The sequence below is a fragment of the Amycolatopsis kentuckyensis genome (genome assembly GCF_041679295.1).
Classification (GTDB): domain Bacteria; phylum Actinomycetota; class Actinomycetes; order Mycobacteriales; family Pseudonocardiaceae; genus Amycolatopsis; species Amycolatopsis kentuckyensis_A.
Window position 1 is genome coordinate 801,058 of sequence record NZ_JBGDMD010000002.1, and the last position, 23,884, is coordinate 824,941.

A 23,884-nucleotide genomic window follows, 5' to 3' on the forward strand; every position below is an offset into this window, starting at 1 on the left:
TCGCTTCACGGCCTCCGGCGATCACTTCCGTCGCCAAAGGAGCACCTTGATCCACCTCACCACCACCGGCGCCCGCACCGGCCGCCCACACCGGGTTCCCCTGGGGGCCTTGGACATCGACGGCCGTCTGGTCGTCGTCGCGTCCGCGATGGGCTCGCCGAAGCACCCCGCCTGGTACCACAACATCCGGCACAATCCTCTTGCGACAGTCGAAACCGAGAGCGAGACGTTCGAGGCGATGGCCGCGCTCCCGCCGGACCGCGACGAGCTGTTCGCCGAGATCGTCGCGCGCGAACCGGGCTTCGCGGCCTACCAGGCGAGGACGACCCGTGTGCTGCCGGTCGTCGAACTGCACCGGCTCGATGCCGTGCGGCGCATGGGGGACTGGCTCGTCGAGGTGCACGACTGGCTGCGCGCCGAGCTGCGGGAACTGCGCGCGGGCGGCTCGAACCGCCTGAGCACGCGGTGTTCCGGCTTCTGCGCCGCCCTCACCCGGCACCACACCGGGGAAGGCGCGGCGATCTTCCCGATGCTCGCCGCGCGCTTCCCGGCCCTCGCGCCCGCGCTGGAGAAACTCGGCGAGGAGCACGTCGTCGTCGCGCGGTTGCAGGAGGAGATCCAGCGGCTCGTCGACGAGGAGACCGATCCGGCCCGCCTGCGCACGGAACTCGACCGGCTCGCGTCCGCTTTGGACGATCACTTCGCCTACGAGGAACGGACGATCGTCACCGCGCTGAACGCCCTCCTGCCCGCGCCCGGCTGATCAGAGCAGCACTTCGGCCAGCCGCCGGTGGTTCTCGGCCTCGACCTCGGCCGACCGGCCGATCACCTGGACGGCGACGTGGTCGGCGCCGGCGTCCACATGGGACCGCAGCCCCTTCGCGACCTCTTCGGGCGTCCCGTGCAGCGCGAGGTCGTCGATCAGCCGGTCGCTGCCGCCGCCCGCGACGTCGGCGTCGGTGTACCCGTGGCGCAGCAGGTTGCGCACGTAGTTGCGCAGCCCGAGGTAGGGCTCGCGGATGAAGGCGCGGCCGACTTCGCGGGCCTCCTCGGGGTCGCCGAGGACGACTTTCTGCTCCGGGGCCAGGATCTTGCCCGCGCCGAGGACCGACCGGGCGTGCCGCGTGTGCGCGACCGGCACCAGGTACGGGTGCGCGCCCGCGGCGCGGTCCCGAGCCAGTTCCAGGACCCGGTCGCCGAGCGCGGCGAGCACGCGGGCTTCGGGCGGCACGCCGGCCGCGTCGAGCCGGTCGAGGAAGCCGACGAGCGTCGCGTACGGGCTGTGGTAGCCGGTGACGGACTCGGGGTGGCCGACGCCGATCCCCAGCAGCAAGCGCTTTCCGTACCGGTCGGCGAGCCGGTGGTACGACTCGGCCAGCGCCTCCGGCTCGTCGGCCCAGACGTTCACGATCGCCGTCGCCACGGTGATCCGCTCGGTCGAGGCCAGGATGTCTTCGACGAAGGCGAGGTCGCTGATCGAGGCCCGCCCGGTGCCGAGCCAGGCCGTGCCGTAGCCGAGCGCGTCCGCCGCGACGGCGTGCTGCTTGCGCGTCACGTCGTCGCGGTGCGGGGACAGGAAGACGCCGTAGGTGCCAAGGTTCACTACACTTGTCATACGATGGAATGTAGCAAATGTAGCGCGGTCAGTTCGAGAGGCGGTGCAGCCACTCCCGCAGCATCTGCCGCTCGGTCGGGGTCAAGGCGTCGACGTCGTCCGCGAGCCGGGTCGACAAAGCGACCGCGAGCGCGCCGACGGACGAGCCCTCGGCCGGTCGTTCGGCGAGCAGCCCGGCCAGCACCGACTCCCGGACGTGCGCGGACATCGCCAGGTCACGGGTCTCTTCGGGCTGCGCGATCAGGCTGAGCGTGACCCCGCTGTTGGCCGCCGCGAACTGCCGCGCGGCCTCCGTGGCCTCGACGCGCAGCCGGCCGTCGCGCGCCAAGGGCGTGAACAGCTCCAGCAGCATCGCTTCGGCGCTCGAGGTGAGGTTGCACGGCACGCCGGGTTCGATCTGGCCGTAGAGCAGCACGTAGAACTGCGGGTTCTCCAGACCGTATTCGACGTGCCGGTCCCAGCCCGCGCGGATCCGGTCGACCGGATCGCCGCCCGGCGCCGGGGCCTGCACGTACTGCGTGAACCCGTAGTTGACGACGGCGTCGAGCAGGCCCTGCTTGCTGCCGAAGTGGTGGTACAGCGTGGGGGCCTGGACGCCGGCGCGGTCGCAGATCGCCCGCGTCGACACCGCGCCGCCGTGCGCCTCGTGCAGGAGCTGCCCGGCTGCCAGCAGCAGGCGGTCGCGGGTGCTGGTGGCGTTGCTCGATCGTCCGGCCATGTAGCAATTGTAGCGCCGGTCTGTAGCGTCAGGCCCGGAGCCGCAGCTGCACCCGGCGCAGGCCGGCGAAGGCGTTCAGCACCGCCGGATCGGTCGTGGCCGCGTCCGGGCGCACCGACCGGTAGCCGTCCAGCAGCGCCTCGCGCAGCTCGGCGCGCTGCGGCAGGTGCTTGAGCTCGTCGAGCGCGACGGCGAGGTCGTAGGCGTAGTGCCCGTACCCGCAGTCGTCGAAGTCGATGGCCCGGACGCGCCCGCGGTGGAACAGGTAGTTCACCTGGCGCAGGTCGCCGTGCACCAGGCCGAAGACGTCGGCGCCGCAGCCCAGCGCGGCCCGCACCGCACGGACCCGCTCGACGGCGCCGCGGACGCGTTCGTCGCCGCCGGCCAGCGTCACCGCCCGGTCGAGCACCGCGTCGGAGAAACCGTCCACCTGAGACCGGCCGAAGTCGGTGAGGTCGTCGACGCGCCCGCGGTCGAGGCCGTTCATCCGGGCGCCGTGCAGGTGCAGCCGCGCGGTGAACTCGCCCACCGCGTACAGCTGCGGCGCGCTGAGCCGCTCGTCGACGAACCGGCCGTCGACCCAGTGGCAGAGCACGCAGGTCCGCGGCTCCGGCACGGCCGGGTCGGCGACCACGGTGACCAGGTCCCGCGCCCGCGTCGGCACGGGCCGCGGCACGACGAGGTCGGTTTCCCTGCGCAGCATGGAAAGCCACGCCATCTCGGCCCGCACCTGCGCGGCGCCCGGGCCGTCCGCGCGCTGCACCCGCAGCACGTACCGGTGGCCGTCGGCACCGTCGACGCGGAACGTCGTGTTGAGCCCGCGGCCCAGCGGCGTCAGCCGGGCGACCGGCACGTCGTAGTCGGTCAACGCGGCTTCGGCGAGCCGGCGCAGGCGCCGGGTGCGGCCCGAGCGGTCCAGCTCGGCGAACGGCCGGTCGTTCGCCGTCGAGCCGGCCATGGCCCAGGTGCTCAGCTGATCGACCGTTCCGGCTCGCGGGAGTGCGCGACGAGCTCGATCGTCGGCGTGTGGCGCCCGCCGCCACCCAGCCGCTCGACCCCGCGCAGACCCTCGACCAGCCGCTCGACCTCGGTGTCCGGCCGCACCCCGAAGCGCATGAACTGGCTGGTCATGCCGATCTTGTTGCCGCACTGGCGCACCAGCAGGTGGTGCTCGGCGAGCAGGTAGTCGCACAGCTCGGCGCCGTCGACCGAGCCGGGCAGCTTGACGAGCAGGAAGTTCGCCTGCGACGGGAACACCGTCAATTCCTGGAACTGGTTCAGCTGTGAGTTCATCATGAACCGGTCCAGGGCGAGCTTCTTGAGGCTGTCCTCGTACTCCGCGCGGTGCTCGGCGAGCATGAAGATCACGGTCTCGGCGAGCGAGTTCAGGTTCCACTTCGGCAGCGCGCCGGACAGCTTGCGCGTCAACGCCGGGTTCGACACCTGGTAGCCGAAGCGGATCCCGTGCAGCCCGAAGTTCTTGCCGAGGCTCTTCAGCACGATGACGTTCGGCCGCACGACGGCTTCGGCGGCCACCGACGGGCTCATCTCGGCTTCGACGAAGTCGATGAACGACTCGTCGATCACGACGAGGTCGAGGTCTTCCAGGGCGTCCATGAACCGGACGACCTCGCGGCGCGGCAGGTAACCGCCGTCGGGGTTGTTCGGGTTGCACAGCACCGCGACCCGGGAGCCGCGGCGCTTGATGAAGTCGACGTACTCGTCGACGCGGAGCTCGAAGTTGTCGGATTCCTTGAGCAGGAACATGTCGACCCGCTTGCCGGTCTCCAGTGGCTGGTCGGTCCAGCGGCCGAACGTCGGGATCGGCACCGCGACGCTGGCGTCGACCAGCAGCCGGTCGATCCAGGTGATCAGCTCGGTCGAGCCGTTGGCGAGTGAGATCGTCGACGGGTTGAGCCGCAGCACGTGCGCCAGCTGCGCGGTGATCGCGCCCGCGTCGCTCGGGTAGAACTTGAGGATCGTGCGGAGGTTGCGCTCGAGCTCGCCGAACATCTCGTCGGTCGGGAAGTAAGGGTTGCAGGGGATGCAGAAGTCCGCGAGGTCGTCCGCGTGCTGGCCCATCGCGCGCGCCACGGAGAAGAATGACGGGCTGTGCGCCGCACTCTGCTGGAAAAGGCCTCTGGTGGTCATGCCGTGCCGCACGCGTGGTCTCCGTCCGCCGCTTTACCGGCCCCTTGCCTTCCCGATGGGGATACGTGTGAATCGGACGGGCGGTTCAATGCCGGACAGCGCGTAGATTCCGGTACCGGCCAGCGCGGCCGCGGCGAGCACGGACAGGGCGAGCACCGGCAGCGGCGCGGCGAACGGTGAGACGCCGGTGAAGGACTCGACGCCGATGACCGCCGTGAGCACGGCGTCGGCGGCGACCGCGATCTTCACGACCAGCAGCCGGTGCGCCTCGGGCCAGCGCGTGAAACGCAGGACCCAGGCCAGCGCGGGCAGGACGAGGATCGCGTGCATCGCGACCGCGTGCAGCGGCTTGAGCGAGCCGGCGGTCGTGTACGCGGCCTGCGGGTCGCCGCCGCGTGCCGCGACGACGCCGCGGCCGATCATCACGGCGCCGGTGGCCAGCGCGACCAGCAGCACGACCAGGCCGGCGCGGACGGCCAGGCGCAGGCTCGCCGCGTCCGGGCCGGGCTCGACCAGGGCCGCGGCGGTGAACCCGATGACGGTCAGGACGAGCACGCCGCCGCCCAGGGCGAGCGTCATCGACACGGCGGTGTCGAACGAAGTCTCGAAATTGAAGTGCGACGGCACCCCGCGCCAGGCCTGCATGCTGACCAGCACGACCTCGGCGACGCTCGCGGTGGTGAACGCGCCGAGCAGGACCGTCCGCAGCCGCGGCCGGACGGTGAGGAAGGACGTCGCCCAGGCGACCGACGCGAGCGTCAGCCCGAACGAGAGGCCGAACGTGACGGCCTTGCGCATCGACAGCGGGCCCAGCCACGAGCCGCCGGAGGCGATGAGCACGATCGCGTGGACGAAGCCGCTCACGAACAGCGCCGCGCCGACGGCGTAGGCGATCTTTTCGGCGCGCCTGCCGTCGTGCCGGATCCGGGTCAGTGCGTTCATGAAGGGCAGTGTCGCTCCCGGGAGCGGGTCACCGCGTCGGCCCGGTGGCGGCACCGCGGCGTACGACGACGGGCGTACGGCAATGGTGAAGAATATCGAAAAGCGCCGGTAAAGGAATTGCGGTGTTCTTGACCGAATGGGGAGAAAAGAAGTGCGGTGCGACACTCGCCAGGCGGATGCGGCCCGGCCGGAAGAGTTCTACCATCGAATCATGTACATCGCCCTGCTGACCTACACGGCACCCGAGACAGAAGTCGACTACGCGCTGCCGGACCATTCGGAATGGTTGCGCAAACAATTCACGAAGGGGGTCTTCCTCGTTTCCGGAAAGGGGAACGGCGCGGCCGACCAGGTGATCCTCACGCGGTCGGTGCTGCGCGGCAAGCTCGACGCGGTGCTCGCCAGCGACCCGTTCGTCGTCCAGCGGCTGGCCCGCTACGAAGTCATCGAATTCACCGCCACGCGCACCGCGCAGGAGCTGCTGGCGATCAACGAGGCCATCGCCTCCTGAGGAGTTCCGCCACGGACGGGTGGCCCGGCGACGAGGCCCCGCCACCTGCCGGCGAAAAGTGCTTTCCCGCTGGCTCGCTTATGATCGCGAGGCACGGACGTCCAGCAGGGAGAGCGCGATGAACACCCCCGACCTCGTTTTCCGGGGCCGCCGGTTGAGCAGGGACCGCGCGCTGGTGCTGGCCGCGATCCAGGTGCTCCCGGAGCCCGACGCGGCGCGGGAGGCGGTCGTGAGCGCCGTCGAGGAGGGCGCCGACCTCGTGGGTTTCGCCGGATCCGGCGTCGAACCCCTGATCTCGTGGGCACGGGACAAGTTCCCCGGCCTGTTCCTGGCGGTCGACACCGCGGACGCGTCGGTGGCCGCGGATGCCTGCGCGGCCGGCGCGGATCTCATCCTCGCGCGGACCGACCTCACCGACGTCGCGGCGCGGTTCGGCGCCGGTTACGCCGGCTCTTCGCCGGCCGAGCTGCCCGGGTTCGTCCTGGACGTCGGCGTGCTGCGGTCGGCGCCGTCGCTGCCGGCGGACGTCCCGGTGCTGGTGGAAGTGGCCGGCGACGGGACCCCGGCCGGCCTGGCGCTGGCGGCGCTCGCGGCGTCGGCGGGCGCGGCGATCATCCGGACCCGGCACGTGCGCGCGACCCGGCACGTCGCCGAGATGGCGGCGAGCATCGCGGGCACCCGCCCGCCGGCGAAGGCGGTCCGATGGGAGTGATCCGGCAGATCTGGCCGGTCGAGCGCGGCCTCGACGACCACGACCTGGAGCAGCTGTACCGGTACCCGGCCGACCCGCGCTGGGTCGCGGTCAACTTCGTGTCCAGCGCGGACGGCGCGATCACGGTCGAGGGCAAGTCGGCGAGCCTGTCGACCCCGGCCGACCGGATCGTCTACCGGCTCGGCAACGACCTCGCCGACGTCGTGCTGGTGGGCGCGGGCACGGCGATGGCGGAAGGCTTCGAGGGCCTGCGCCCCGACGAGCGGACGGCCGACCGCCGCCGCCGGTTCGGCCTGGCGCCGATCGCCCCGGTCGCGGTGGTGACGACCGGGCGGTCGCTGCCCGCGGACGCCCCGGTGATCACCAAGGCGGCGGTCCCGACACTGGTGTTCACGTCCGAGGCAGCGCCGGCGTCGCTGCGTGACGCGTGGACCGCGAACGGCGCCCGGGTGTTCGTCGCGGGCTCGACGGGCGTTTCGGCCGCGCGGGTCGTCGAGACGTTGGTGGCCGAGGGACTGGGCCGCATCGACTGCGAGGGCGGACCCCGGCTGTTCGGTTCGCTGATCGAAGCCGGTGTCGTCGACGAGTTCCGCCTGACCGTGGCCCCGTTTCTGGTCGCGGGCACGTCGAGCCGGGCGGCGGTCGGCGCGGCGATCGACCCGGCGTCGCTCGAGCTGGCTTCGGTGCTGACGGACGGCGCCAGCGTGCTGCTGAGGTACCTCAGCCCGCGGTAGGCAGCTGGTCGCGCCGGCGGGTCAGGGACGCGGTCTCGGCCGTGTTGCCCGCCAGCTCGATGGCCTTGTCGTAGGCCGCGCGCGCCTCCGGACCACGGCCCAGCCGGCGCAGCAGGTCGGCGCGGGTGGCGTGGAACGGGTGGTAGCCGGCCAGCTGGGGCTCGAGCTGGTCGACCGCCGCCAGCGCCACCTGCGGGCCGTCGAGCTCGGCGACCGCGATGGCCCGGTTGAGCGCGACGATCGGTGAAGCGTCGATGCGGACGAGCTGGTCGTACAGGGCGAGGACCTGCGACCAGTCGGTGTCGCGCATGTCGGGGGCCGAGGTGTGCACGGCGTTGATCGCGGCCAGGATCTGGTAGCGGCCCGGCGCCACCCGAGCGGCGAGGCGCTCGCGCACCAGCCGGTGGCCTTCCGCGATCAGTTCCCTGTCCCAGGACCCGCGGTCCTGCTCGTCGAGCGCGACCAGCTCGCCGCCGGCCGAGACACGGGCGGGGCGGCGGGCTTCGGTGAGGAGCATCAGCGCGAGCAGCCCGGTCACCTCGCCGTCGTCCGGCAGCAGGGCGTGGATCAGGCGGGTGAGCCGGATCGCCTCGGCGGTCAGGTCGTGGCGCACCGGGTCCGTGTCCGAGCCGGTCGCCAGGTAGCCCTCGTTGAACACGAGGAAGAGGACGGTCAGGACGCCGGAGACGCGAGCCGGGAGATCCCCGGCGGACGGCACGCGGTAGGGGATGCGGGCCGCCTTGATCTTGGCCTTCGCGCGGGTGATCCGCTGCCCCATGGTGCTCTCGGCGACCAGGAAGGCGCGGGAGATCTCGGGCACGGTCAGGCCGCCGACCAGGCGCAGCGTCAACGCCACGCGGGCCTCCACCGCCAGGGCCGGGTGGCAGCAGGTGAAGACGAGCCGGAGCCGGTCGTCGTCGATGGCGCCGAGGGGTTCGGGCGGGTCGTCGTCGTACACCAGCCCCGCCTCCTTCTGCTTGTCGTCGCGCTTGCTCTCGCGCCGGATCCGGTCGATGGCCTTGCGCTGGGCGGTGGTGGTCAGCCAGGCGCCCGGGTTCGGGGGCACGCCGTCGGCGGGCCACCGCTCGACGGCGACCGCGAACGCCTCGGCGGCCGCCTCCTCGGCGATGTCGAGGTCACCGAAGCGCCTGGTCAGGGCGGCGACCACCCGGGCCCACTCCTCGTGGTGCGCCCGGGTGATCGCCTGCTCGACGTCGCTCACCGGAAGGGCCGCACTTCGATCTTGCGGTCGCAGACCTTCGACGCCTCGGTGGCGAGCTCGAGCGCGACGTCCAGGTCGGGGGCCTCCCACACCCACACGCCGGCGAGGTACTCCTTGGACTCGAGGAAGGGCCCGTCGGTGACCACCGTCTGCTCGCCGCGGTTGTCGACGACGGTGGCCGCGTCGGTGTCCGCGAGCCCGCCGGCGAAGACCCAGTAGCCGTCGGCGATCAGCCGGTCGTTGAACTCGCTGATCAGGGGCTGCCGGTCCGTGCTGCCGGGGTTGCTCTTGTCGTCGATCACGGAAACCAGGTAGCGCATGTTCGTTCTCCTGTTCAGGCCGCGTACTGGGGGCGGCCGGCCGGCCGGTGGACCTGGATCGTCACGCCGTTGGCGTCGACCCGCGAGTCAACCAGGTCGAGCGCGAGGTCCGGGCCGGTTTCCGGGAACAGCCGCGTGCCCTGGCCGACGACCACCGGGATCACGATCAGGGTCATTTCGTCGACCAGGTCGTTCGCCAGCAGCCACCGGACCAGGGTGCCACTCCCGTGCACCTGCAGTTCGCCGCCGGGCGCGGCCTTCAGCTCCCGGACGGCCGCCGCGAGGTCCGCTCCGAGCACGGTGGAGTTCTCCCAGCTGGGTGCGCTGAGCGTGGTCGAGGCGACGTACTTGGGGGCGGCGTTCAGGGCCGCGCCGATGGGGTGGGCCTTCTGCGGTCCCCAGGCGGCGGCGAACAGCTCGTAGGTGCGTCGGCCGAACAGGAACGCGTCGGCGTCCTGGTAGGTCCGGGTGATGAAGGCGCGGGTCTCGTCGTCGCCCTTCCCCAGGGCCCAGCCGCCGCGTTCGAACCCGTTCCGGCGGTCCTCGTCCGAGGCACCGCCGTTGCCCTGCACGACTCCGTCGAGGGTCAGCTGGGTCATGGTGGTCAGCTTCATCGGGGCTCCTTGTCTTCGGCGCCGCCTCCGTTCGGGGCGGCCTCACCCCTGCTACGAACGCCCCGGCCCGGATCCGACAGGCTCTTCGAAGAAATTTCTCCGGCCGGTGCAGACTGCCGGAGTGGACATGGGAGAAGCCGGCGCACGGCTGGTCAGCCGATTCGGTCCCGCGGCCGAGGGGTGGCTCGCGGAGGTCCCCGCCCTCGCCGCGCGGCTGGCCTCACGATGGGGTCTCGTGCTCGGCGAACCGTTCGAGAGCGGCGCGTCCTCCATCGTCATGCGGTGCCGGTGGCCGGACGGAACGCCGGCGGTGCTCAAGCTCAGCCCAGATCGCGCGCTGGTGACCAAGGAGGGTGAAATGCTGCGCGTGTTCGCGTCGTCGGGCCGGGTGCCGGCCGTGTTGGCCGCGGACGCCGAGGCCGGCGCCATGGTGCTGGAAGAGGTCCGGCCCGGCACCGAGGCCGGAGACCTCCCCCGCACGTCGTTGCCGCGGCAGTGGGGTGAGCTGCTCGCCGCGTTGCACGCCGTGGCCCCGCCCGCGGGCTGGCCGTGGCACCTCCGCGGTCGATGTGACGAAGCCTTCGCCCGCATCGGCCGGCGGCTGTCCGAACCGGCCATCGGCGCCCGGATCGGCCAAGGCACGTGGCAGCGGGCGCGGCGGCGCTGCGACGACTTGCTGGACACCCAGTCCAGGGTCGTGCTGGTGCACGGCGATCTGCACCTCGGCAACGTCCTCGACGGCGGCCCGGCGCGGGGCCTGGTCGCGATCGACCCGAAGGCGTGCCTCGGCGATCCGTGCTTCGACGCCGTCGACTACGTGGTGGCCGGCGCCGGGCACGAGGGCGTCGAGACTCGTTGTCAAACGGTCGCAACCGCGTGCGGGCTCGACGGGGACCGGCTCTACACGTGGAGCCAGGTGATCGCCCCGATGTTCGCCATCGCCTACCTCACCTACGGCGGTTCCGAGCAGGCGATCGACGAACTGCTCACCCTGCCTCGCTGATCCCGCGCTTCTTGGCGGTGAAACGCGCTTTCTTCTGCCGGTTCCCGCACGTGTTCATGTCACACCACCGCCGGGTGCGGCTTTGGCTGGTGTCGAAGAAAGCGGCCTGACAGGTCGGCGAGGCGCACAGAGCCAGTTTTCCGTCGCGTTCGCCCGCGATGATGCTGATCGCGTCGGCGGCGATCACGCCGAGGGCGTCTTCCACGGCGGACGGCGAACTGAGCTGCCAGCGCCGTTCGCCCTCGGGCGTCAGGACAGCCGCGGCCCGGCCTTCCTTGCTGCGGTCGTTGATGACCTGGACCGCGGCCGCGGGGAGAGCGTCTTGGGTCGCGGCCGCGGTCGCGGCGGCGTGCACAGCTTCCCTCAGCTCCCAAGCGAGTTCGAGCTGGGCGGTGGTGCAGGACGCCACGGCGAGACCGCTCACCGCCAGCCAGTCGACGAGCCGGTCCGGCGTCGGAATGCGCTCCACGGAGTCGCCGCGACGCTCCGACAGAGTCCCCGTGAAGCTGGTTGCCAGCACGGTGCCGAGACGGAAACCAGGGACCTCGGCGCGCATGGAACCAGCTTAGCAGGTTGCTCTCGGGCGGCGAGGCGTGTTAGAACCGTCTTAGCCGGTTCCGAGATGGCCAGGAGGTCTCATGCCCGACGTGCACGCGTTCGAAGCCCACGCGACCGACGCCGACCTCGACGACCTGCGCGCGCGGCTGGCCGCGGCGCGGCTGCCGGAAGCCGAGACGGTGCGGCGTCGATGGGAACAGGGCGTTCCCCTCGCCGACCTCGTCGAGCTCGTGGACTACTGGCGCACCGGGTACGACTGGCGGTCGTTCGAAGCGCGCCTCGACCGGATCGGGCAGTACCGCACGACCATCGACGGCCTGGGAATCCACTTCCTGCACCGCCGATCCGCGCGCGCGGACGCCACGCCGCTGCTCCTGACGCACGGTTGGCCGGGCAGCGTCGCCGAGTTCGTCGACGTGCTGGACGAGCTGGCGAATCCGGAAGACGCGGACGCGCCGGCGTTCCACGTCGTGGCGCCGTCGTTGCCGGGTTTCGGCTACAGCGACAAGCCGGCCACCACCGGGTGGGGCACCGAAAAGATCGCGGCCGCGTGGGTCGAACTGATGGACCGGCTCGGCTACCCCGAGTTCGTGGCCCACGGCGGCGACTGGGGAGGCGTGATCACCACGATCCTCGGCGGCCGCTTCCCGGAGCACGTCCTCGGGATCCACACCACGACCGCGCAAGCGCCACCCGGGCTGTCCACGGACGGCCTGACCGCGTCCGAGCGCAAGTGGACGGAGGAAACCCGCGAGTTCTGGCTCCACCGCGCGGCATACGCGAAGCAGCAGGCCACCCGGCCGCAGACAATCGGCTACTCGCTCGTCGACTCACCGGTCGGGCTGCTCGCCTGGATCCTCGACAAGTTCGCCGAGTGGACGGACACTTCGGACAGTCCTTTCGAGACGATCTCCCGGGACCGCATCCTCGACGACGTCACGCTGTACTGGCTGACGCGCACCGGCGCGTCGGCGGCCCGCATCTACTACGAGAGCCACAACTCGCTCGACCCCGAGCTCAAGGTCGACGTCCCGTCGGCGATCAGTGTTTATCCGCAGGACATCGAGAAGTGCCCGCGTCCCTGGGCGCAGGAGCGGTTCCGGCGGATCGTCCACTGGACGGAGCCGGAAACCGGGGGACACTTCCCGTCGCTGGAGGTTCCGGCGTATTTCGTCAAGGATCTGCGAGAAGGCCTCTCGGCCGTGCTGGCCGAGGCCCGTCACCCCACCATGGCCCGGTAGCTGCCGGGTGTGCGGCCCATGGTGCGGGTGAACGTTTCGACGAACGCGCTCGGCGTGGCCCAGCCGCAGCGGTGCGCGGTCTGGGTGACGCCGGCGCCTTCGGCCAGCTGGATCATCGCGTGGAACACGCGGGTCGTGGTGCGCCACTGCGGGTAGGTGGTCCCGAACTCGAGGCGGAACAGCCGGGCCAGCGTGCGCTCGCTGGTGCCGGTGTGCCGGGCCAGCCACGCCGTCGTGCGGGGCCGGCTGAGGTCGTCGGTGACGAGCCGGCACGCGTGGGCCAGCCGGGGGTCGCGGGCCTCGGGCAGCGTCAGCGGCTGGTCGTGGGCGCGGCGCAGCCGATCGCGGAGGACGGCGTGGAGCCGGGAAGCCTCGGCTGCCTCCAGGCCGGGATCGGTGCTCGCGAGCAGCAGTTCGCGCAGCAGCGCGCTGACCGCGACAACGGCCGGGGCACTGCCGTCCAACGGCGTGTCGTCGACGGGGAACATGAGGGTGAGGACCTCGGAGGCGCCGTAGACGCGGTGCTCGTGCCAGGTGCCGGCGGGGATCCAGACGGCGCGATCGGCGCAGGCCACCCACGCGCCGCGGCCGGTCCGGACCGCGAGCACGCCCCGGATGACGGACACGAGCTGGTGTTCGTCGTGGCGGTGCCGCTCGATGACGTGCCCGGCCGCGTGCCGGTGGCGGTTTTCTGACACAAGTCGACAGATTATCGGAAGTGCCGCCCCGGTGGCTGCTGCGAACGTGAGCGCATGACGACCAGCCGCCTCCGCCGCGTCGCGATGGACACGCGACCGCTGGCGGACCCCGTGTTCCGCCGGACGTTCGCCGGCCAAGGCGCCGCGGTGGTCGGGACGGTGGTGACCGAAGTCGCCGTGCCGGTGCAGATCTACGACCTTTCGCACTCGTCGTTCGACGTCGGTCTGGCGGGATTGGCCGGGCTCGTCCCGATCCTGGTGTTCGGGCTCTACGGCGGCGCGGTCGCCGACGCCGTGGACCGGCGCCGCCTGTACCTGGCCTCGTCGGCGCTCACGTGGGCGGTCACGCTGGCGTTGCTCGCCCAGGCGGTGGCCGGGCTCGGGTCGGTGCCGCTGATCCTGGCGCTCGTCGCGGTGCAGTCGGGCGGCTTCGCGGTGTCGTCCGCCGTCCGCGGCGCGATCGTCCCGGCGCTCGTCCCGCCCGGCCTGGTGCCCGCGGCCAACTCGCTCACCTACACCGCGTCGACGGTCGGGCAGGTGCTGGGTCCCCTCGTCGCGGGCGTACTCCTCGTTCTCCCCAACGGGTTTTGCTACGCCTACGGCGCCGACGCGGTGTTGTTCACGGCGGCGCTCTACGCCACGTTCCGGCTCCCGCCGTTGCCCGCGGCGGACCCCCTCGGCCGCCCCGGCCTGCGTTCGGTCCTCGACGGGTTGCGCTTCCTGGCCGGCCGCCGGGTCCTGCTGATGTCGTTCCTGGTCGACGTTTTCGCGATGGTGCTGGCCATGCCGACGGCGCTGTTCCCCGAGGCGGCCGAGACGAAGTGGCACGGCGGCGTGGGTCTGCTGTACGCGTCGATCGCGATCGGCTCGGTGTTGGCGGGAGTGTCGAGCGGCTGGATCGGCCGGGTGCGCCGCCAAGGCGTCGCCCTCACTTCGGCGGTGGCGATCTGGGCGTCAGCGGTCGCGTTGGCCGGCGTCGCCCCGAGTTTGTGGGTGGCGGTGGCGTTGCTGATCATCGCGGGCGCGGCCGACTTGGTCAGCGCGGTGTACCGCCAGACGATCCTGCAGACGGCGGTCCCCGACCGGATGCGCGGGCGGCTGCAGGGGGTGTACACGGTCGTCGTGACCGGCGGCCCCCGGCTCGGTGACCTTCGCGCCGGGATCATGGCTTCGGCGTTGCCGCTGGCGGTGGCTTGGTCGGGGACCGCGCTGGTGTGCGTGGTGATCGTGGTGGGCGGGGCGGTGTCGGTGCGGTCCTTTTGGCGCTACACCCCTGGGCGGCAAGATCTGGGAAAGTAGTGTCAACTATGTCTGGGGGGACGATGACGCGAACGACCTTGCCCGTACTCGCCGGCGCGGATCTGGGGACGGAGTTCCGCGCACTGGTCGACGCGATCGCCGTGGCGGTGCCGCTGCCGAACGGCCGGATCCGGGTGTTGCTCGACGATCTGCCGGACTCCTCCGCGCGCCTGGACCTGGTGCGGTTGGCCGTGATCGTGGCGTTGGAGCGGAACGCCGAGAGCGTCGGAATACTCCCGGTCACTGCGTGCTATTGGAACCGGATCGGCACGGAGTGGCTGATCTCGCGGTCCGAGCCGGCGCGCGGGTTCGTTTTCTACAACGGCGAGGAGCAGCCGCCGGAACGCACGGTGACCGTGGCCGACGGCGACGACGGGTTCGTGCGCGTAGCGGTGAACGGCGTGCGGATCGAGGTTTTTCCGCCGTCCGAGGAGGAGTGCCGTCGGCTGCTGGAATCCGAGGTGCGGGGCACCACGCTGCGGTTCCCGATCTTCCCCAGTTCGGGCCCCTCGATGCTCGCGCGCGGCGACGGACCGCGCGAACTGGTGCTGTGGCGGTGCGGCATACCGGCGGCCAAGTTCCGGCTGCCGGGCCCGGTGCTCGCCGCGATCCACGTGTCCGCCTCGGCCACCGAACAGCTGATCACCTTGATCGAGGTCGAACAGGAACTGGTCGTGCACATCGAAGGCGACCGGAAATCCGACTTGAGCAAGCTCCGTACGCCGATCGAATTCAGCGTCGCCGACGAGGCCGCACACGACCTGTCGCCGCTTTACCTCGACCTGGACGAGCCGTGGAGGTTCGGCGTCTACTTCCGCCGCGCGGGCGCGTGGTGGAACCTGCACTGGGAAAGCGGGCGAACCTGCCTCCACCGGTCGAACGCGGTCGTTCACCAGCCCGGCTCATCGCCCTCTCACACGAGACGCGACGGTGCGGGCGAGGTGCTGTTCGGGCCGGACTGGTGGTTCGCCACCGCCCAGGGACCCACCCGGAGAGCGTGGCGGCACGACCGGCAGGACGCGTTCATCGCCGTCCCGCCGGACGAGGAGGTGCTGGGCTTGACGAAGATCGGCGACCAGCCGGCGCTGTTGACCCGCAAAGGTGCCGCCGTCCGAGCGCGGGCACCGGAGGAGGTGCGCACGGTCGTCGAATTCGCCGGACCGGTCGTGCGTCACCACGAGCTGCCCTGGATAGCGGTGCAGCGCTCGGCACGCTTGATCGAGGTCCTGGACATCGCGACCGGAACGGTCCTCCACCGCGTCGGAACCGAGGATCAGACCACCGACGGACCAGGACGGCCGCACCTCGACTGAATTCCGCCCGCTCGTGCCGAGATCAGGGTGGTTGCCGGGTGAGCGGATAGAGTGGTCGTGTGGAGTTCGTGGTTACTGAGGACGAGGTGTGGCTGTCCGCGTTCGGGGTTCTCCCGCAGGTCGAGGAGGCGACGGGCGACGACGAAGTGAGGGAAGTGCGACTCCCAGTCTCCGCGACCGAGGAACTCCACATCACCTGGGACACGACCGACCGGAGCGTACGCGTTCGATACAAGCGGGCATCCGACGTCATCGTGGATGTCTTCCGTGAACAGGCGACCCTCCTTACTATCGAAGACCACGAGGCTGGCCCCGTCGTCGCTTTGGAATATCAGGCAGAAGGTTGCCACGGCCGAACACGCGTGCAGGCCCAACCGATCTTCACCCTGCAGGACACATTCTTACGAACGTGACTGTCGCTTCCTCGCGCGTTCACGATCCGGAACCATCGGCGAACACGCCCGTTTGCCGCTGAACGCGCCGCCGCGATCGCACGCACATGCCGCAAGGCGCCTGTTCGCTCGCCCGCTCGTTCATGCCGATGTGAGTGAGTCCCGGTGTCGGGTCACCGGGACTCACTCACCTCACTGGTGTCAGCGGTCCATCAGAGCGAAAACACCCCAGCCGAGGTACTCGCGCTGGTATCGCGCATGGAGTACCGGAGCGGACGTGAGTTCCGAGCGCATCTGCTCGGCCAGCTCGTCGCCGGGATTCGCGTCCAGCCAGCGGCGGGTGTTGAGCCACTGGGCCGCGACGTAGCGGTCCCAGCTGTCCTGGTCGGCCAGGACCATCTCCACGACGTCACAACCCAGCTCCCCGAACTGTTCCAGCAGTTCCGGGAGGAGGCGGAAGTCGTCCGCGCTGGTGGCGTGACAGCCTTCGACGGTGGCCTGGTCCAGGGGTTCCCGGCGCCAGAACGGTTCGCCGATCAGCATCGTGCCGCCGGGGCGCAGGCTGCGTCGGAGCAGGTCCACGGTGCCGGCGACGCCACCGCCGATCCAGCTCGCGCCGACACACGCACCGATGTCGACCGGGTCGCCGGCAACGTGGTTCGACGCGTCACCATGGATGAAGGCGACCTGCCCGGCGACGTCCAGTTCGGTCGCCCGGGCCCGGGCCTTGGCCAGGAACGCGGTGCTGATGTCGACGCCGGTTCCGGTGATGCGGTGATCGCGGGCCCAGGTGCACAGCAGCTCGCCCGAACCACAGGCCAGGTCGAGCATCCGGGTGCCGGGCGCCGGGTTCAGCGCCTCGCCCAGGACGGCCAGTTTCCTGCTGGTGAGCGGGTTGTGGATGCGGTGGCCACTTTCGCGGATGGTGAAGCTACGGGGTAGATCCACTTCGGTGATTCCTTACGTCCAAAGGGTAGTGCACGGTGGTCAGCGCTGAGTCGGCCGTGGACGGCCGGACTACCCGGACAAACATCGAATGCACCTCTTCGGACGGAAGGTAGAGCGGTTCGACGGAAGACTAGGGGGCCCGCACGGGCCGGTCCACCGGTTATCGCGTCGACCCCGAACGCGCTCTCCTGCCGCTGGTCCGGGTACCCACTACGCCGATCGGCTGGTTTCAGGCGAGCAGTGTGCGTCGCGATGTCCGACGAGCGACCTTGCTTGGCCGGGTTTCCGCGGACTGGAGATGTCGTGAGTCGAAGACGGATGCTGCTCGCCCTGGTCATCGCCTTGCTCGCGGGGCTGGTTCTCGCGCCGACGGCCAGAGCGGGGACGGACGACTATCCGGCGCAGTGGCGCAACGCCGCCCAGGACTCGGCGGTCGACTCGTGGGGTTACTACAACCGTGAGTGCACCAGCTTCGTCGCGTGGCGGCTGCACGCGCGCAACGGATTCGAGATGCCGAGGGCGATCGGCAATGCCGGCAGCTGGGGCTCCTGGTTCTCCGCGCACGGGTACGCGGTGAACGGCACTCCCGGGGTCGGGGCGATCGCCGAGTCGTCCGGGCACGTCGCCTGGGTCGAGGCGGTGAACGGCGACGGCACGGTCACGATCGAAGAGTACAACGGCACTTACAACGAGCGCCGGGTCGCGGCGTCGACGTTCCACTACATCCACGCCCGTGACATCGCGACGAGCACACCACCGCCTGGCGCGGTCCCGTACCCGGGTGTGGGCAGTGCCACCTTCAAAGGTGGGGCAACTCTTTCGGTGGGACAGGAGTTGCACGCCAACGAATATCTCATGTCCGCGAACGGGCAGACTGTCCTCGTGATGCAGACCGATGGAAACCTGGTTCTCTACCGGGCCACCGCCACTGCGCTCTGGAACACCGGAACCGGCGGTCATCCCGGTGCCTATGCCGTCGTGCAAACCGACGGCAACGTCGTGGTCTACTCGGCGGGCAACGTGCCGCTGTGGTGGACCGGAACGACCGGTGTCACTGCGCTCACCGTGCAGACCGACGGCAACTTGGCGGGTTACCCGTCCGGCGGTCCGGCGGAGTGGCAAGCGGGCACGGGCGGTCAGGCGCCCCTGACGTACCTGAATGCGGACGACCTGGCGGCAGGCGATCAGATTCATCCGGATCAGTACATCAGATCAGCTGATGGCAGGTATTTTCTCACAGCCCAAACCGACGGGAACATCGTGCTGTACAGCCCGGGATACCACGTACTGTGGTCAACGGGGACCGGTGGTCATCCCGGAGGGGCTTATATCGCGGTGCAGGCGGACGGCAATGTCGTGGTGTATTCGGCAGCCGGTGCACCCTTGTGGTGGACCGGCACGAACAGCACGATCACCCTCTGGCTGCAGAACGATGGGAATCTGGTAGGCCGGAATCCCGCCGGTGCTCCGACGTGGTCAAGCGGAACCGGTGGCCAGATTTGACTGTGCTGCGCCGGCGATTCGGTGTAGATCAGCCGCGTGATCTCGCTCAGAACAGCGTCGCGGGCTCGACCGGCTCCGGCTCGGGCAAGGCACCGAGGCCGGGCACCAGCGCCCGCACCTCGGTGTGGAACCGGCGGGCCAACGCCGGTGCGTCGACGTTGTCCGGCGTGTGCACGAAAACCGTCGGCGACCGCCCCTCGCGCAGCCAATCGGCGACCGCCTCGACCCACGGCCGCCACCCCTTGACCGTCTCCTCGACCGAGTCCCGGCCCAGATAGCGGACGATCGGCTGGTCGGTCAGGGCCCGGGTCCGCCGCGGCAGCCGGGGTTTCTTGGCCCACGCGTCCTGCTCGGCTTCGCTGGTCGGTGGGCTCTGGAAGAAGACCGTCGTGTCGAACGGCACCCACTCGGCGTCCGCGTCCGCGAGCGACCGCTCCAGCAGAGACGCCGAGCCGGCGAAGAAGTCCGGGTGGCGCACCTCCACCGCACGACGGCGATCGGCCGGCAGGCGGCGCAGAAACCGGCGCAGAGCGTCGACGTCGGACGGGCCGAACGAGCCCGGCAACTGAGTCCACAAGACCGCCCGGTCGCCCAACGGCTCGATCGCGTCGAGGAACGCGCGCATCTCGGTCTCGACGCCGGCGAACCGGCGCTCGTGCGTGACGAGCTTGGGCACCTTGACCACGAACCGGAAATCGGGGCCGGTCTGTTCCGCCCAAGTTTCGACGGTGGCGCGGGACGGGGTGGCGTAGAAGGTGGTGTTGCCCTCGACCGCGTTGCACCAGCCCGCGTACGCCCGCAGGCGCTCCTTCGCGGGCAGTGACGGAGGCAGGAACCGCCCCGGCCACGCCTTGTGGGTCCACATCGCGCAGCCGACGTGAAGAACGGAAGCTCCCATCACAGCAACCGGCGGAAGTGCTGGGCCATCTCGAGTTCTCGCGCCTCTTCCGTGGTCACCCAAGCGAAGTCGTCGTGCTCCTCCGGGTTGAGCACGACGTCTCCCGCGCCGTCCTCCTCCACCGTGTACACGAAACCGTGGATCTCCATCGCGCGGCCCGCCACGTCCGGCCAGGCGGTGCGGGACAGCTCGCCCGTCACCTGGACCTTCAGCCCCGTCTCCTCGACGACCTCCCGGATCGCCGCCGCTTCGAAGTCCTCGTCCGGCTCGACCGTCCCGCCGGGCAGCTCCCACCGTCCCGACAGGAACACGCCCGGCGCGCGCCGGAGGAACAGCACCCGGTCGCCGCGGGCTATCCAGCAGTACGCCAGGTACTTCGTCTCCGTCATGCCGGCGATTCTCGCTCAGTTGGTCTTCGACGTCGGCAGGTGGGCGCCGAGGTACCCGACGTACACCGTGCCCGTGCGGTCGGTGTCGTCGAGGAAGTGCAGGCGCGGCGCCGGTGCCTTGAAGCGCTCCAGCGCGATGTGGGCGCCGAAGTAGTCGCGGCCCGCCGGGTTCGTCCGCGGGTCGACGCGGAACGTGCGCGCCTGGCGGAGCCGCTCGTTCGTGGTCACCGTGTCCGACTCCGCCAGGGCGATGATGTTGGCGCTGATCAGCGAACCCGGCTGGCCGGTGCGGGCGAACGCGAGCACGTCCGACAGCTCGGGCCCGGGGTCCTGGCCCGCGTCGAGCAACGTCGTGCGCGCGCACGCGTACGCGTCGAGGGTGCGCAGCGCGTCCCACGCCTTCCGGCGCCACGCCGTGGCTTTCGGGTGGTGGTCGAGGATCGCGGCGGGCGCCGGCTCGGCCGTGATCGCCAGGTGCTTGAGCGTCGCCGTCGCCGCGCTGATCAGCTCCGCGAAGCTCGGGAACTCCTCGGGTGGCCGCTCGGCGGCGGCGACCTCGTCGTCGGCGTCGTGGAAGCGGGCCAGCGTGCCCGCCAGCAGCCCGTTCACGCGCCTGAGCTCGTCGCGCTCGGCCTCCGTCTCCTCGAACGCGCGCGCGTAGTCGTCCACCACCCCCTGCAGCTGCCCGAGCTGCGTCCGCAGGCATCCGACGTCGACCGCGGACAGCTCGTCGAGCCGACGGCGGAGCGCCTTCGCCTCGCCCGCGTGCCGGTTCCGCTCTTCGGCGTCGGCCTTCGCCTTCTTGCGCAGGATCGTGATCACGCCCCGCGCCTCGGCCAGCTCGCGCTCGGCGCGGTCCAGCTTCTCCGTCAGCTCGGCGTCCGGTTCCCGTTCCGGCGCGTCGAACGGATCCGCGGCGTACCAGGCCTGCACGCTCGGCACCTCGGCCCATTCCGCGGGCAGCGGCGTCCGGCCACGCGTCTGCAGCAGCCGCGTGATCGCGCCCTGCAGCGCCTCGCCGGAGACCGGGCTGGCCGTCTCGACGTAGTCCGGGAGCTGGTCGCACAGCGGCGCGTACAGCCGCGCGCCCTGCGGCACCTCGTAGCCGAGCGGCACGTGCTGGTTGAGCGTGCGGCGGAAGCGGTCGTCGACGTCGAACACGTTGACCAGACCGGGCCAGCCGTCGACCGGGACCGTCGGCGGTTCGGTGAGCACCAGCACCGCCGACGTCCGCCAGTCCGCCACCAGCGCCTCGCCCAGCAGTTCCGCGACGCGGTCGCATTCTTTGCGAGACCATCCGCGCATCGCGAGAACCGGGGCTTCGATCGGGATTTCGTCGCTCCCGCTCGCGCCGAGCTCCTCCAGCCCGATCCGCTGCGCGGGCGCTTCGTGGCAGCTGCGCCACGGCCGCGTGCAGGCGGCGGCCAGCAGCCACGCGACGCGGTCTTCGCCGGCGTGGTAGCACAGGGAAAGCAATACCTGAACGGAGTAGCGGCCTCGACCGTCCGTCCAGCCGAACTTGAGGTCGCAGCGGCGTGATCCGCCGTCGTCGGACGAGCCGAGGTCGGCGACCGTGTAGTCGTCGTGCTGCCGCTGGCGGGTGATGAGCCTGCTGCGCAACGCGTCCAGGGGGCGTTTCCCCTCGGTGGGGACCAGTCCGTGGTGCCAGATCCGGTGCACCCCCACAGGACTCAACTCCGTTCGCCGGAAACAGGACCTCAGCCGAACATAGCGGATCCTGTGACCGGACGAACGCGGGGCGTCACGTCATTCACGCGTCCAGAGGCAGAAGGGGTGCCCGGCCGGGTCGAAGCAGACGCGGACGTCGGCCTGGGGCTGGAAGTCCGAGAGGACGGCGCCCGCGGCGGTCGCGGTGGCCGTCGCCGCGGCGAGGTCGTCGACCTCGATGTCGAGGTGCAGCTGCATCTGCTGGGCGCCGCCGGCGGGCGGCCACACGGGGGCGATGTGGTCGCGCTCGAGCTGGAAGGAGAGCCCGGCGCTGCCGTCTTCGGGGCGCAGCGTCACCCACTCCGGCTCGTCGGTCTTGATCGGCCAGCCGAGCAGCTTCGAGTAGAACGCGGCGAGCGCGCGCGGGTCGGGTGCGCCGAGCACGGTGGAGGTGAGTTTCATGGTCCGGTGTTACCCGCAGGCCCGGGACTTCTACCGGGCGCGGGCGGTCTGGGTGTCGAAGTAGTCCAAGCCGGCGTCAGCCCGGACGCCTCGGCGTTGCGCGGAATACCGCGGAGCCGCGCGGGTTGATCCCAGGGCACAGGCTGAAGATCACTGAGGGAGCCGCCATGTCGTCCGAGCACATCCAAGGGACCGTCGCCGACGGGTTCGAGTCCGTCCGCGAGGAGTTCGCCGCCGTCGCGATCGACCAGGGCGGTGACTACGCCGCCCAGCTCGTCGCGCACGTCCACGGCGAGCGCGTCGTCGACCTGTGGACCGGTCCCGAACTCACCGCCGACTCGCTGACCGGCGTCTTCTCCTCGACCAAGGGCGCGGCGCACCTGGTGGTCGCGCTGCTCGTCCAAGACGGCGTGCTCGACCTCGACCAGCGCGTCTCCCACTACTGGCCGGAGTTCGGCGCGGCGGGCAAGGCCGCGATCACGCTGCGGGAGCTGCTCGCGCACCGCGCCGGCGTCGTGGGCGCGGACGAGGGCTTCACGGCCGAGGAGCTCGCCGACGACCGCGTGATCGCCGAGCGGCTCGCCCCGCAGCGGCCGTACTGGCGGCCGGGCACGGCGTTCGGCTACCACGCGCTCGTCATCGGCGCGCTGACCGGCGAGGTCGTCCGCCGCGTGACCGGCCGCAGCATCCAGGAGCACTACGAGGAGCGCGTCCGGAAGCCGTTCGAGCTGGACTTCTACCTCGGGCTGCCGGAGGAGCTGGAGCCCCGGTTCCTGACGACGCAGCCGATGCTGCCGACCCCGGAACAGCTGGCCGAGCTGGAGGCCCGCGCGACGGGCGCGGACAGCATCACGGGCATCGCGTTCAACCGCAACCACCCGAAGGCGCCGGAGCTCTGGGACCTCCCGAACATCGAGGTGGTCCGCCGCCTGAGCCCGGCTTCGGTGGGCGGCGTGGCCTCCGCGCGCGGTCTGGCGGGCATGTACGTGGCGGCGACCGAACTGCTGAACGTCGAGACGGCGGCGGAGTTCGCGCAGATCCACTCGGTGGGGGACGACCTGTCGACCCGCAACCACAACGCTTTCGGCCTGGGGTTCGCGGTCGTGTCGGACGACTACCCGGTGCTGGGGCAGGCGGCGTTCGGGCACAGCGGCGCCGCGGGGTCCCAGGCGTTCGCCGATCCTCGGAGCGGGCTGGCCTACGGGTACAACCGCCGCCGGTTCGCGTTCCCGGGCGGGGCGGCGCCGGAGAACGTGCGGCTCGTCAGCGCGGTTCACCAGGCGGTGACGGCAAAGCGCGGCTGACTGTCTACAAAGGACCATGCCGACGGCTTCGGTCGGGGTTGGCCGAAACCGGTCAACCCCGACCGAAACCGGCCCACCCGCCGGACCCGGACGAGGTCGTACTCCGCACCCGGACCAACACGCAAGCCCGGACGGCCCGGTCCCCGCTCCGCCACCCGGCCGGATGCACGTCCCCAGTGGACGTCGTTACAGAGTTCACTCGTTAGGACGTTCCCAGCCGGACGTTTCGCCTGATCACGGACGCCGGACTGACTTTACGTAGCGAAAACCCTCCCGATCACTGCTCCGTTGTGCAACTATTGGGCCGTTCGCGGGGAGAGGGCCCCGCGAGGGGGACTCACCGTCACGGCCAGCGTCCCCATGCAGATCCCCAGGGGAGAGGAGATCGACCATGTCGACGCCCACGGACACCAAGCCCGAAGAAACCCCGGAACCGGTCGAGAAGGCCGGCCCGGTGGTCCCGGAACCCGACGAGCACGGCTGGGTCCACATCGACCACCCGCCGCTCAAGGACGGCCCGATCATGACGCCGAACTGCGGGAACCCGTGCTACCAGGTCGTCAAGCCCTGACCGTCACCGATTCGTGATCGCCCGCCTGCCGATCTTCGCCTGGCAGGCGGGCTTCTTTCTGCGACTTGCTGTGATGTCATAGGAGTGTGCCTGTGACG

At 70.8% G+C, this 23,884-nt stretch carries 27 protein-coding genes; 12 read left to right on the top strand and 15 right to left on the bottom strand.

Annotated features, from left to right (window positions below):
• Positions 1-46 precede the first annotated feature (46 nt).
• The gene (locus ACERZO_RS10015) at positions 47-763 is read left to right on the top strand and encodes a nitroreductase/quinone reductase family protein (RefSeq protein WP_372664252.1); all 717 of its coding nucleotides are present in this window, start codon (positions 47-49) and stop codon (positions 761-763) included.
• Here the strand turns inward: ACERZO_RS10015 and ACERZO_RS10020 are convergent, their stop codons facing one another.
• Genes ACERZO_RS10020 through ACERZO_RS10040 form a run of 5 tightly spaced genes read right to left on the bottom strand, consistent with a single transcriptional unit; the run spans position 764 to position 5,426 of the window.
• Entirely contained in the window at positions 764-1,615 is an 852-nt protein-coding gene (locus ACERZO_RS10020; RefSeq protein WP_372664253.1) for a TIGR03620 family F420-dependent LLM class oxidoreductase, read from the bottom strand.
• A gap of 28 nt (positions 1,616-1,643) precedes the next feature.
• The gene (locus ACERZO_RS10025; RefSeq protein WP_372664254.1) at positions 1,644-2,333 is read right to left on the bottom strand and encodes a TetR/AcrR family transcriptional regulator; all 690 of its coding nucleotides are present in this window, start codon (positions 2,331-2,333) and stop codon (positions 1,644-1,646) included.
• A 28-nt stretch (positions 2,334-2,361) separates the two neighbouring features.
• Positions 2,362-3,291 (bottom strand): phosphotransferase enzyme family protein, encoded by a 930-nt coding sequence (locus ACERZO_RS10030; RefSeq protein WP_372664255.1) that lies wholly within the window; start codon positions 3,289-3,291, stop codon positions 2,362-2,364.
• Between the two features lie 11 nt (positions 3,292-3,302).
• Entirely contained in the window at positions 3,303-4,484 is a 1,182-nt protein-coding gene (locus tag ACERZO_RS10035) for a pyridoxal phosphate-dependent aminotransferase (protein ID WP_372664256.1), read from the bottom strand.
• Positions 4,485-4,517: 33 nt separating this feature from the next.
• Positions 4,518-5,426, bottom strand: a complete 909-nt coding sequence (locus ACERZO_RS10040; RefSeq protein ID WP_372664257.1) for a hypothetical protein — start codon at positions 5,424-5,426, stop codon at positions 4,518-4,520.
• 211 nt (positions 5,427-5,637) lie between these two features.
• Here ACERZO_RS10040 and ACERZO_RS10045 point away from each other — a divergent pair, with 211 nt between their 5' ends.
• From ACERZO_RS10045 to ACERZO_RS10055, 3 genes are all read left to right on the top strand, one after another.
• Positions 5,638-5,937 (top strand): YciI family protein, encoded by a 300-nt coding sequence (locus ACERZO_RS10045; RefSeq protein WP_372664258.1) that lies wholly within the window; start codon positions 5,638-5,640, stop codon positions 5,935-5,937.
• Between the two features lie 118 nt (positions 5,938-6,055).
• Positions 6,056-6,649 (top strand): dihydropteroate synthase, encoded by a 594-nt coding sequence (locus tag ACERZO_RS10050; RefSeq protein ID WP_372664259.1) that lies wholly within the window; start codon positions 6,056-6,058, stop codon positions 6,647-6,649.
• A complete protein-coding gene (locus tag ACERZO_RS10055; protein WP_372664603.1) occupies positions 6,646-7,383 on the top strand; it encodes a dihydrofolate reductase family protein in 738 nt (245 codons plus the stop codon). Before ACERZO_RS10050 ends, ACERZO_RS10055 begins: the two co-directional genes overlap by 4 nt.
• Here ACERZO_RS10055 and ACERZO_RS10060 read toward each other — a convergent pair.
• Genes ACERZO_RS10060 through ACERZO_RS10070 form a run of 3 tightly spaced genes read right to left on the bottom strand, consistent with a single transcriptional unit; the run spans position 7,370 to position 9,539 of the window.
• Complete coding sequence (locus tag ACERZO_RS10060; RefSeq protein WP_372664260.1) at positions 7,370-8,605, bottom strand: RNA polymerase sigma factor; 1,236 nt, start codon at positions 8,603-8,605, stop codon at positions 7,370-7,372. The two genes, ACERZO_RS10055 and ACERZO_RS10060, sit on opposite strands and share 14 nt — an antisense overlap.
• Positions 8,602-8,925 carry a YciI family protein gene (locus ACERZO_RS10065; protein WP_372664261.1) on the bottom strand — a complete coding sequence of 108 codons (324 nt, stop codon included), beginning with the start codon at positions 8,923-8,925 and terminating at the stop codon, positions 8,602-8,604. Before ACERZO_RS10065 ends, ACERZO_RS10060 begins: the two co-directional genes overlap by 4 nt.
• A gap of 14 nt (positions 8,926-8,939) precedes the next feature.
• A complete protein-coding gene (locus tag ACERZO_RS10070) occupies positions 8,940-9,539 on the bottom strand; it encodes a dihydrofolate reductase family protein (protein ID WP_372664262.1) in 600 nt (199 codons plus the stop codon).
• Between the two features lie 127 nt (positions 9,540-9,666).
• Between ACERZO_RS10070 and ACERZO_RS10075 the strand changes: the two genes are divergently transcribed.
• Positions 9,667-10,542 (top strand): aminoglycoside phosphotransferase family protein, encoded by an 876-nt coding sequence (locus ACERZO_RS10075; RefSeq protein WP_372664604.1) that lies wholly within the window; start codon positions 9,667-9,669, stop codon positions 10,540-10,542.
• Here the strand turns inward: ACERZO_RS10075 and ACERZO_RS10080 are convergent.
• Positions 10,526-11,098, bottom strand: a complete 573-nt coding sequence (locus ACERZO_RS10080; protein ID WP_372664263.1) for a CGNR zinc finger domain-containing protein — start codon at positions 11,096-11,098, stop codon at positions 10,526-10,528. The two genes, ACERZO_RS10075 and ACERZO_RS10080, sit on opposite strands and share 17 nt — an antisense overlap.
• An 82-nt stretch (positions 11,099-11,180) precedes the next feature.
• On the opposite strand from ACERZO_RS10080, the gene ACERZO_RS10085 reads away from it, so the two are divergent.
• Complete coding sequence (locus ACERZO_RS10085; protein WP_372664264.1) at positions 11,181-12,341, top strand: epoxide hydrolase family protein; 1,161 nt, start codon at positions 11,181-11,183, stop codon at positions 12,339-12,341.
• On the opposite strand, the gene ACERZO_RS10090 is transcribed toward ACERZO_RS10085, so the two are convergent.
• On the bottom strand, positions 12,320-13,039 hold the full coding sequence (locus ACERZO_RS10090; RefSeq protein WP_372664265.1) for an AraC family transcriptional regulator: 720 nt from the start codon (positions 13,037-13,039) through the stop codon (positions 12,320-12,322). The two genes, ACERZO_RS10085 and ACERZO_RS10090, sit on opposite strands and share 22 nt — an antisense overlap.
• A gap of 54 nt (positions 13,040-13,093) precedes the next feature.
• Between ACERZO_RS10090 and ACERZO_RS10095 the strand changes: the two genes are divergently transcribed.
• From ACERZO_RS10095 to ACERZO_RS10105, 3 genes are read left to right on the top strand one after another with little or no spacing between them, the layout of a single operon-like run.
• On the top strand, positions 13,094-14,338 hold the full coding sequence (locus ACERZO_RS10095) for an MFS transporter (RefSeq protein ID WP_372664266.1): 1,245 nt from the start codon (positions 13,094-13,096) through the stop codon (positions 14,336-14,338).
• A 23-nt stretch (positions 14,339-14,361) separates the two neighbouring features.
• Positions 14,362-15,651 carry a hypothetical protein gene (locus ACERZO_RS10100; protein WP_372664267.1) on the top strand — a complete coding sequence of 430 codons (1,290 nt, stop codon included), beginning with the start codon at positions 14,362-14,364 and terminating at the stop codon, positions 15,649-15,651.
• A gap of 59 nt (positions 15,652-15,710) precedes the next feature.
• The gene (locus ACERZO_RS10105) at positions 15,711-16,064 is read left to right on the top strand and encodes a hypothetical protein (RefSeq protein ID WP_372664268.1); all 354 of its coding nucleotides are present in this window, start codon (positions 15,711-15,713) and stop codon (positions 16,062-16,064) included.
• A gap of 180 nt (positions 16,065-16,244) precedes the next feature.
• Here the strand turns inward: ACERZO_RS10105 and ACERZO_RS10110 are convergent, their stop codons facing one another.
• A complete protein-coding gene (locus ACERZO_RS10110) occupies positions 16,245-16,991 on the bottom strand; it encodes an SAM-dependent methyltransferase (RefSeq protein WP_372664269.1) in 747 nt (248 codons plus the stop codon).
• A 318-nt stretch (positions 16,992-17,309) separates the two neighbouring features.
• Between ACERZO_RS10110 and ACERZO_RS10115 the strand changes: the two genes are divergently transcribed.
• The gene (locus ACERZO_RS10115; RefSeq protein ID WP_372664270.1) at positions 17,310-18,494 is read left to right on the top strand and encodes a CHAP domain-containing protein; all 1,185 of its coding nucleotides are present in this window, start codon (positions 17,310-17,312) and stop codon (positions 18,492-18,494) included.
• 46 nt (positions 18,495-18,540) lie between these two features.
• On the opposite strand, the gene ACERZO_RS10120 is transcribed toward ACERZO_RS10115, so the two are convergent.
• The 4 genes from ACERZO_RS10120 to ACERZO_RS10135 form a co-directional block, all read right to left on the bottom strand.
• Positions 18,541-19,359 carry a DUF72 domain-containing protein gene (locus ACERZO_RS10120; protein WP_372664605.1) on the bottom strand — a complete coding sequence of 273 codons (819 nt, stop codon included), beginning with the start codon at positions 19,357-19,359 and terminating at the stop codon, positions 18,541-18,543.
• Positions 19,360-19,391: 32 nt separating this feature from the next.
• Positions 19,392-19,781, bottom strand: a complete 390-nt coding sequence (locus tag ACERZO_RS10125; RefSeq protein ID WP_372664271.1) for an NUDIX domain-containing protein — start codon at positions 19,779-19,781, stop codon at positions 19,392-19,394.
• Between the two features lie 15 nt (positions 19,782-19,796).
• Positions 19,797-21,467 carry a hypothetical protein gene (locus ACERZO_RS10130; RefSeq protein ID WP_372664272.1) on the bottom strand — a complete coding sequence of 557 codons (1,671 nt, stop codon included), beginning with the start codon at positions 21,465-21,467 and terminating at the stop codon, positions 19,797-19,799.
• A gap of 81 nt (positions 21,468-21,548) precedes the next feature.
• Complete coding sequence (locus ACERZO_RS10135) at positions 21,549-21,911, bottom strand: VOC family protein (RefSeq protein ID WP_372664273.1); 363 nt, start codon at positions 21,909-21,911, stop codon at positions 21,549-21,551.
• 167 nt (positions 21,912-22,078) lie between these two features.
• Between ACERZO_RS10135 and ACERZO_RS10140 the strand changes: the two genes are divergently transcribed.
• Together ACERZO_RS10140 and ACERZO_RS10145 are read left to right on the top strand one after the other, a co-directional pair.
• The gene (locus tag ACERZO_RS10140; protein WP_372664274.1) at positions 22,079-23,215 is read left to right on the top strand and encodes a serine hydrolase domain-containing protein; all 1,137 of its coding nucleotides are present in this window, start codon (positions 22,079-22,081) and stop codon (positions 23,213-23,215) included.
• Between the two features lie 391 nt (positions 23,216-23,606).
• A complete protein-coding gene (locus ACERZO_RS10145) occupies positions 23,607-23,786 on the top strand; it encodes a hypothetical protein (protein ID WP_372664275.1) in 180 nt (59 codons plus the stop codon).
• Positions 23,787-23,884: the final 98 nt, after the last annotated feature.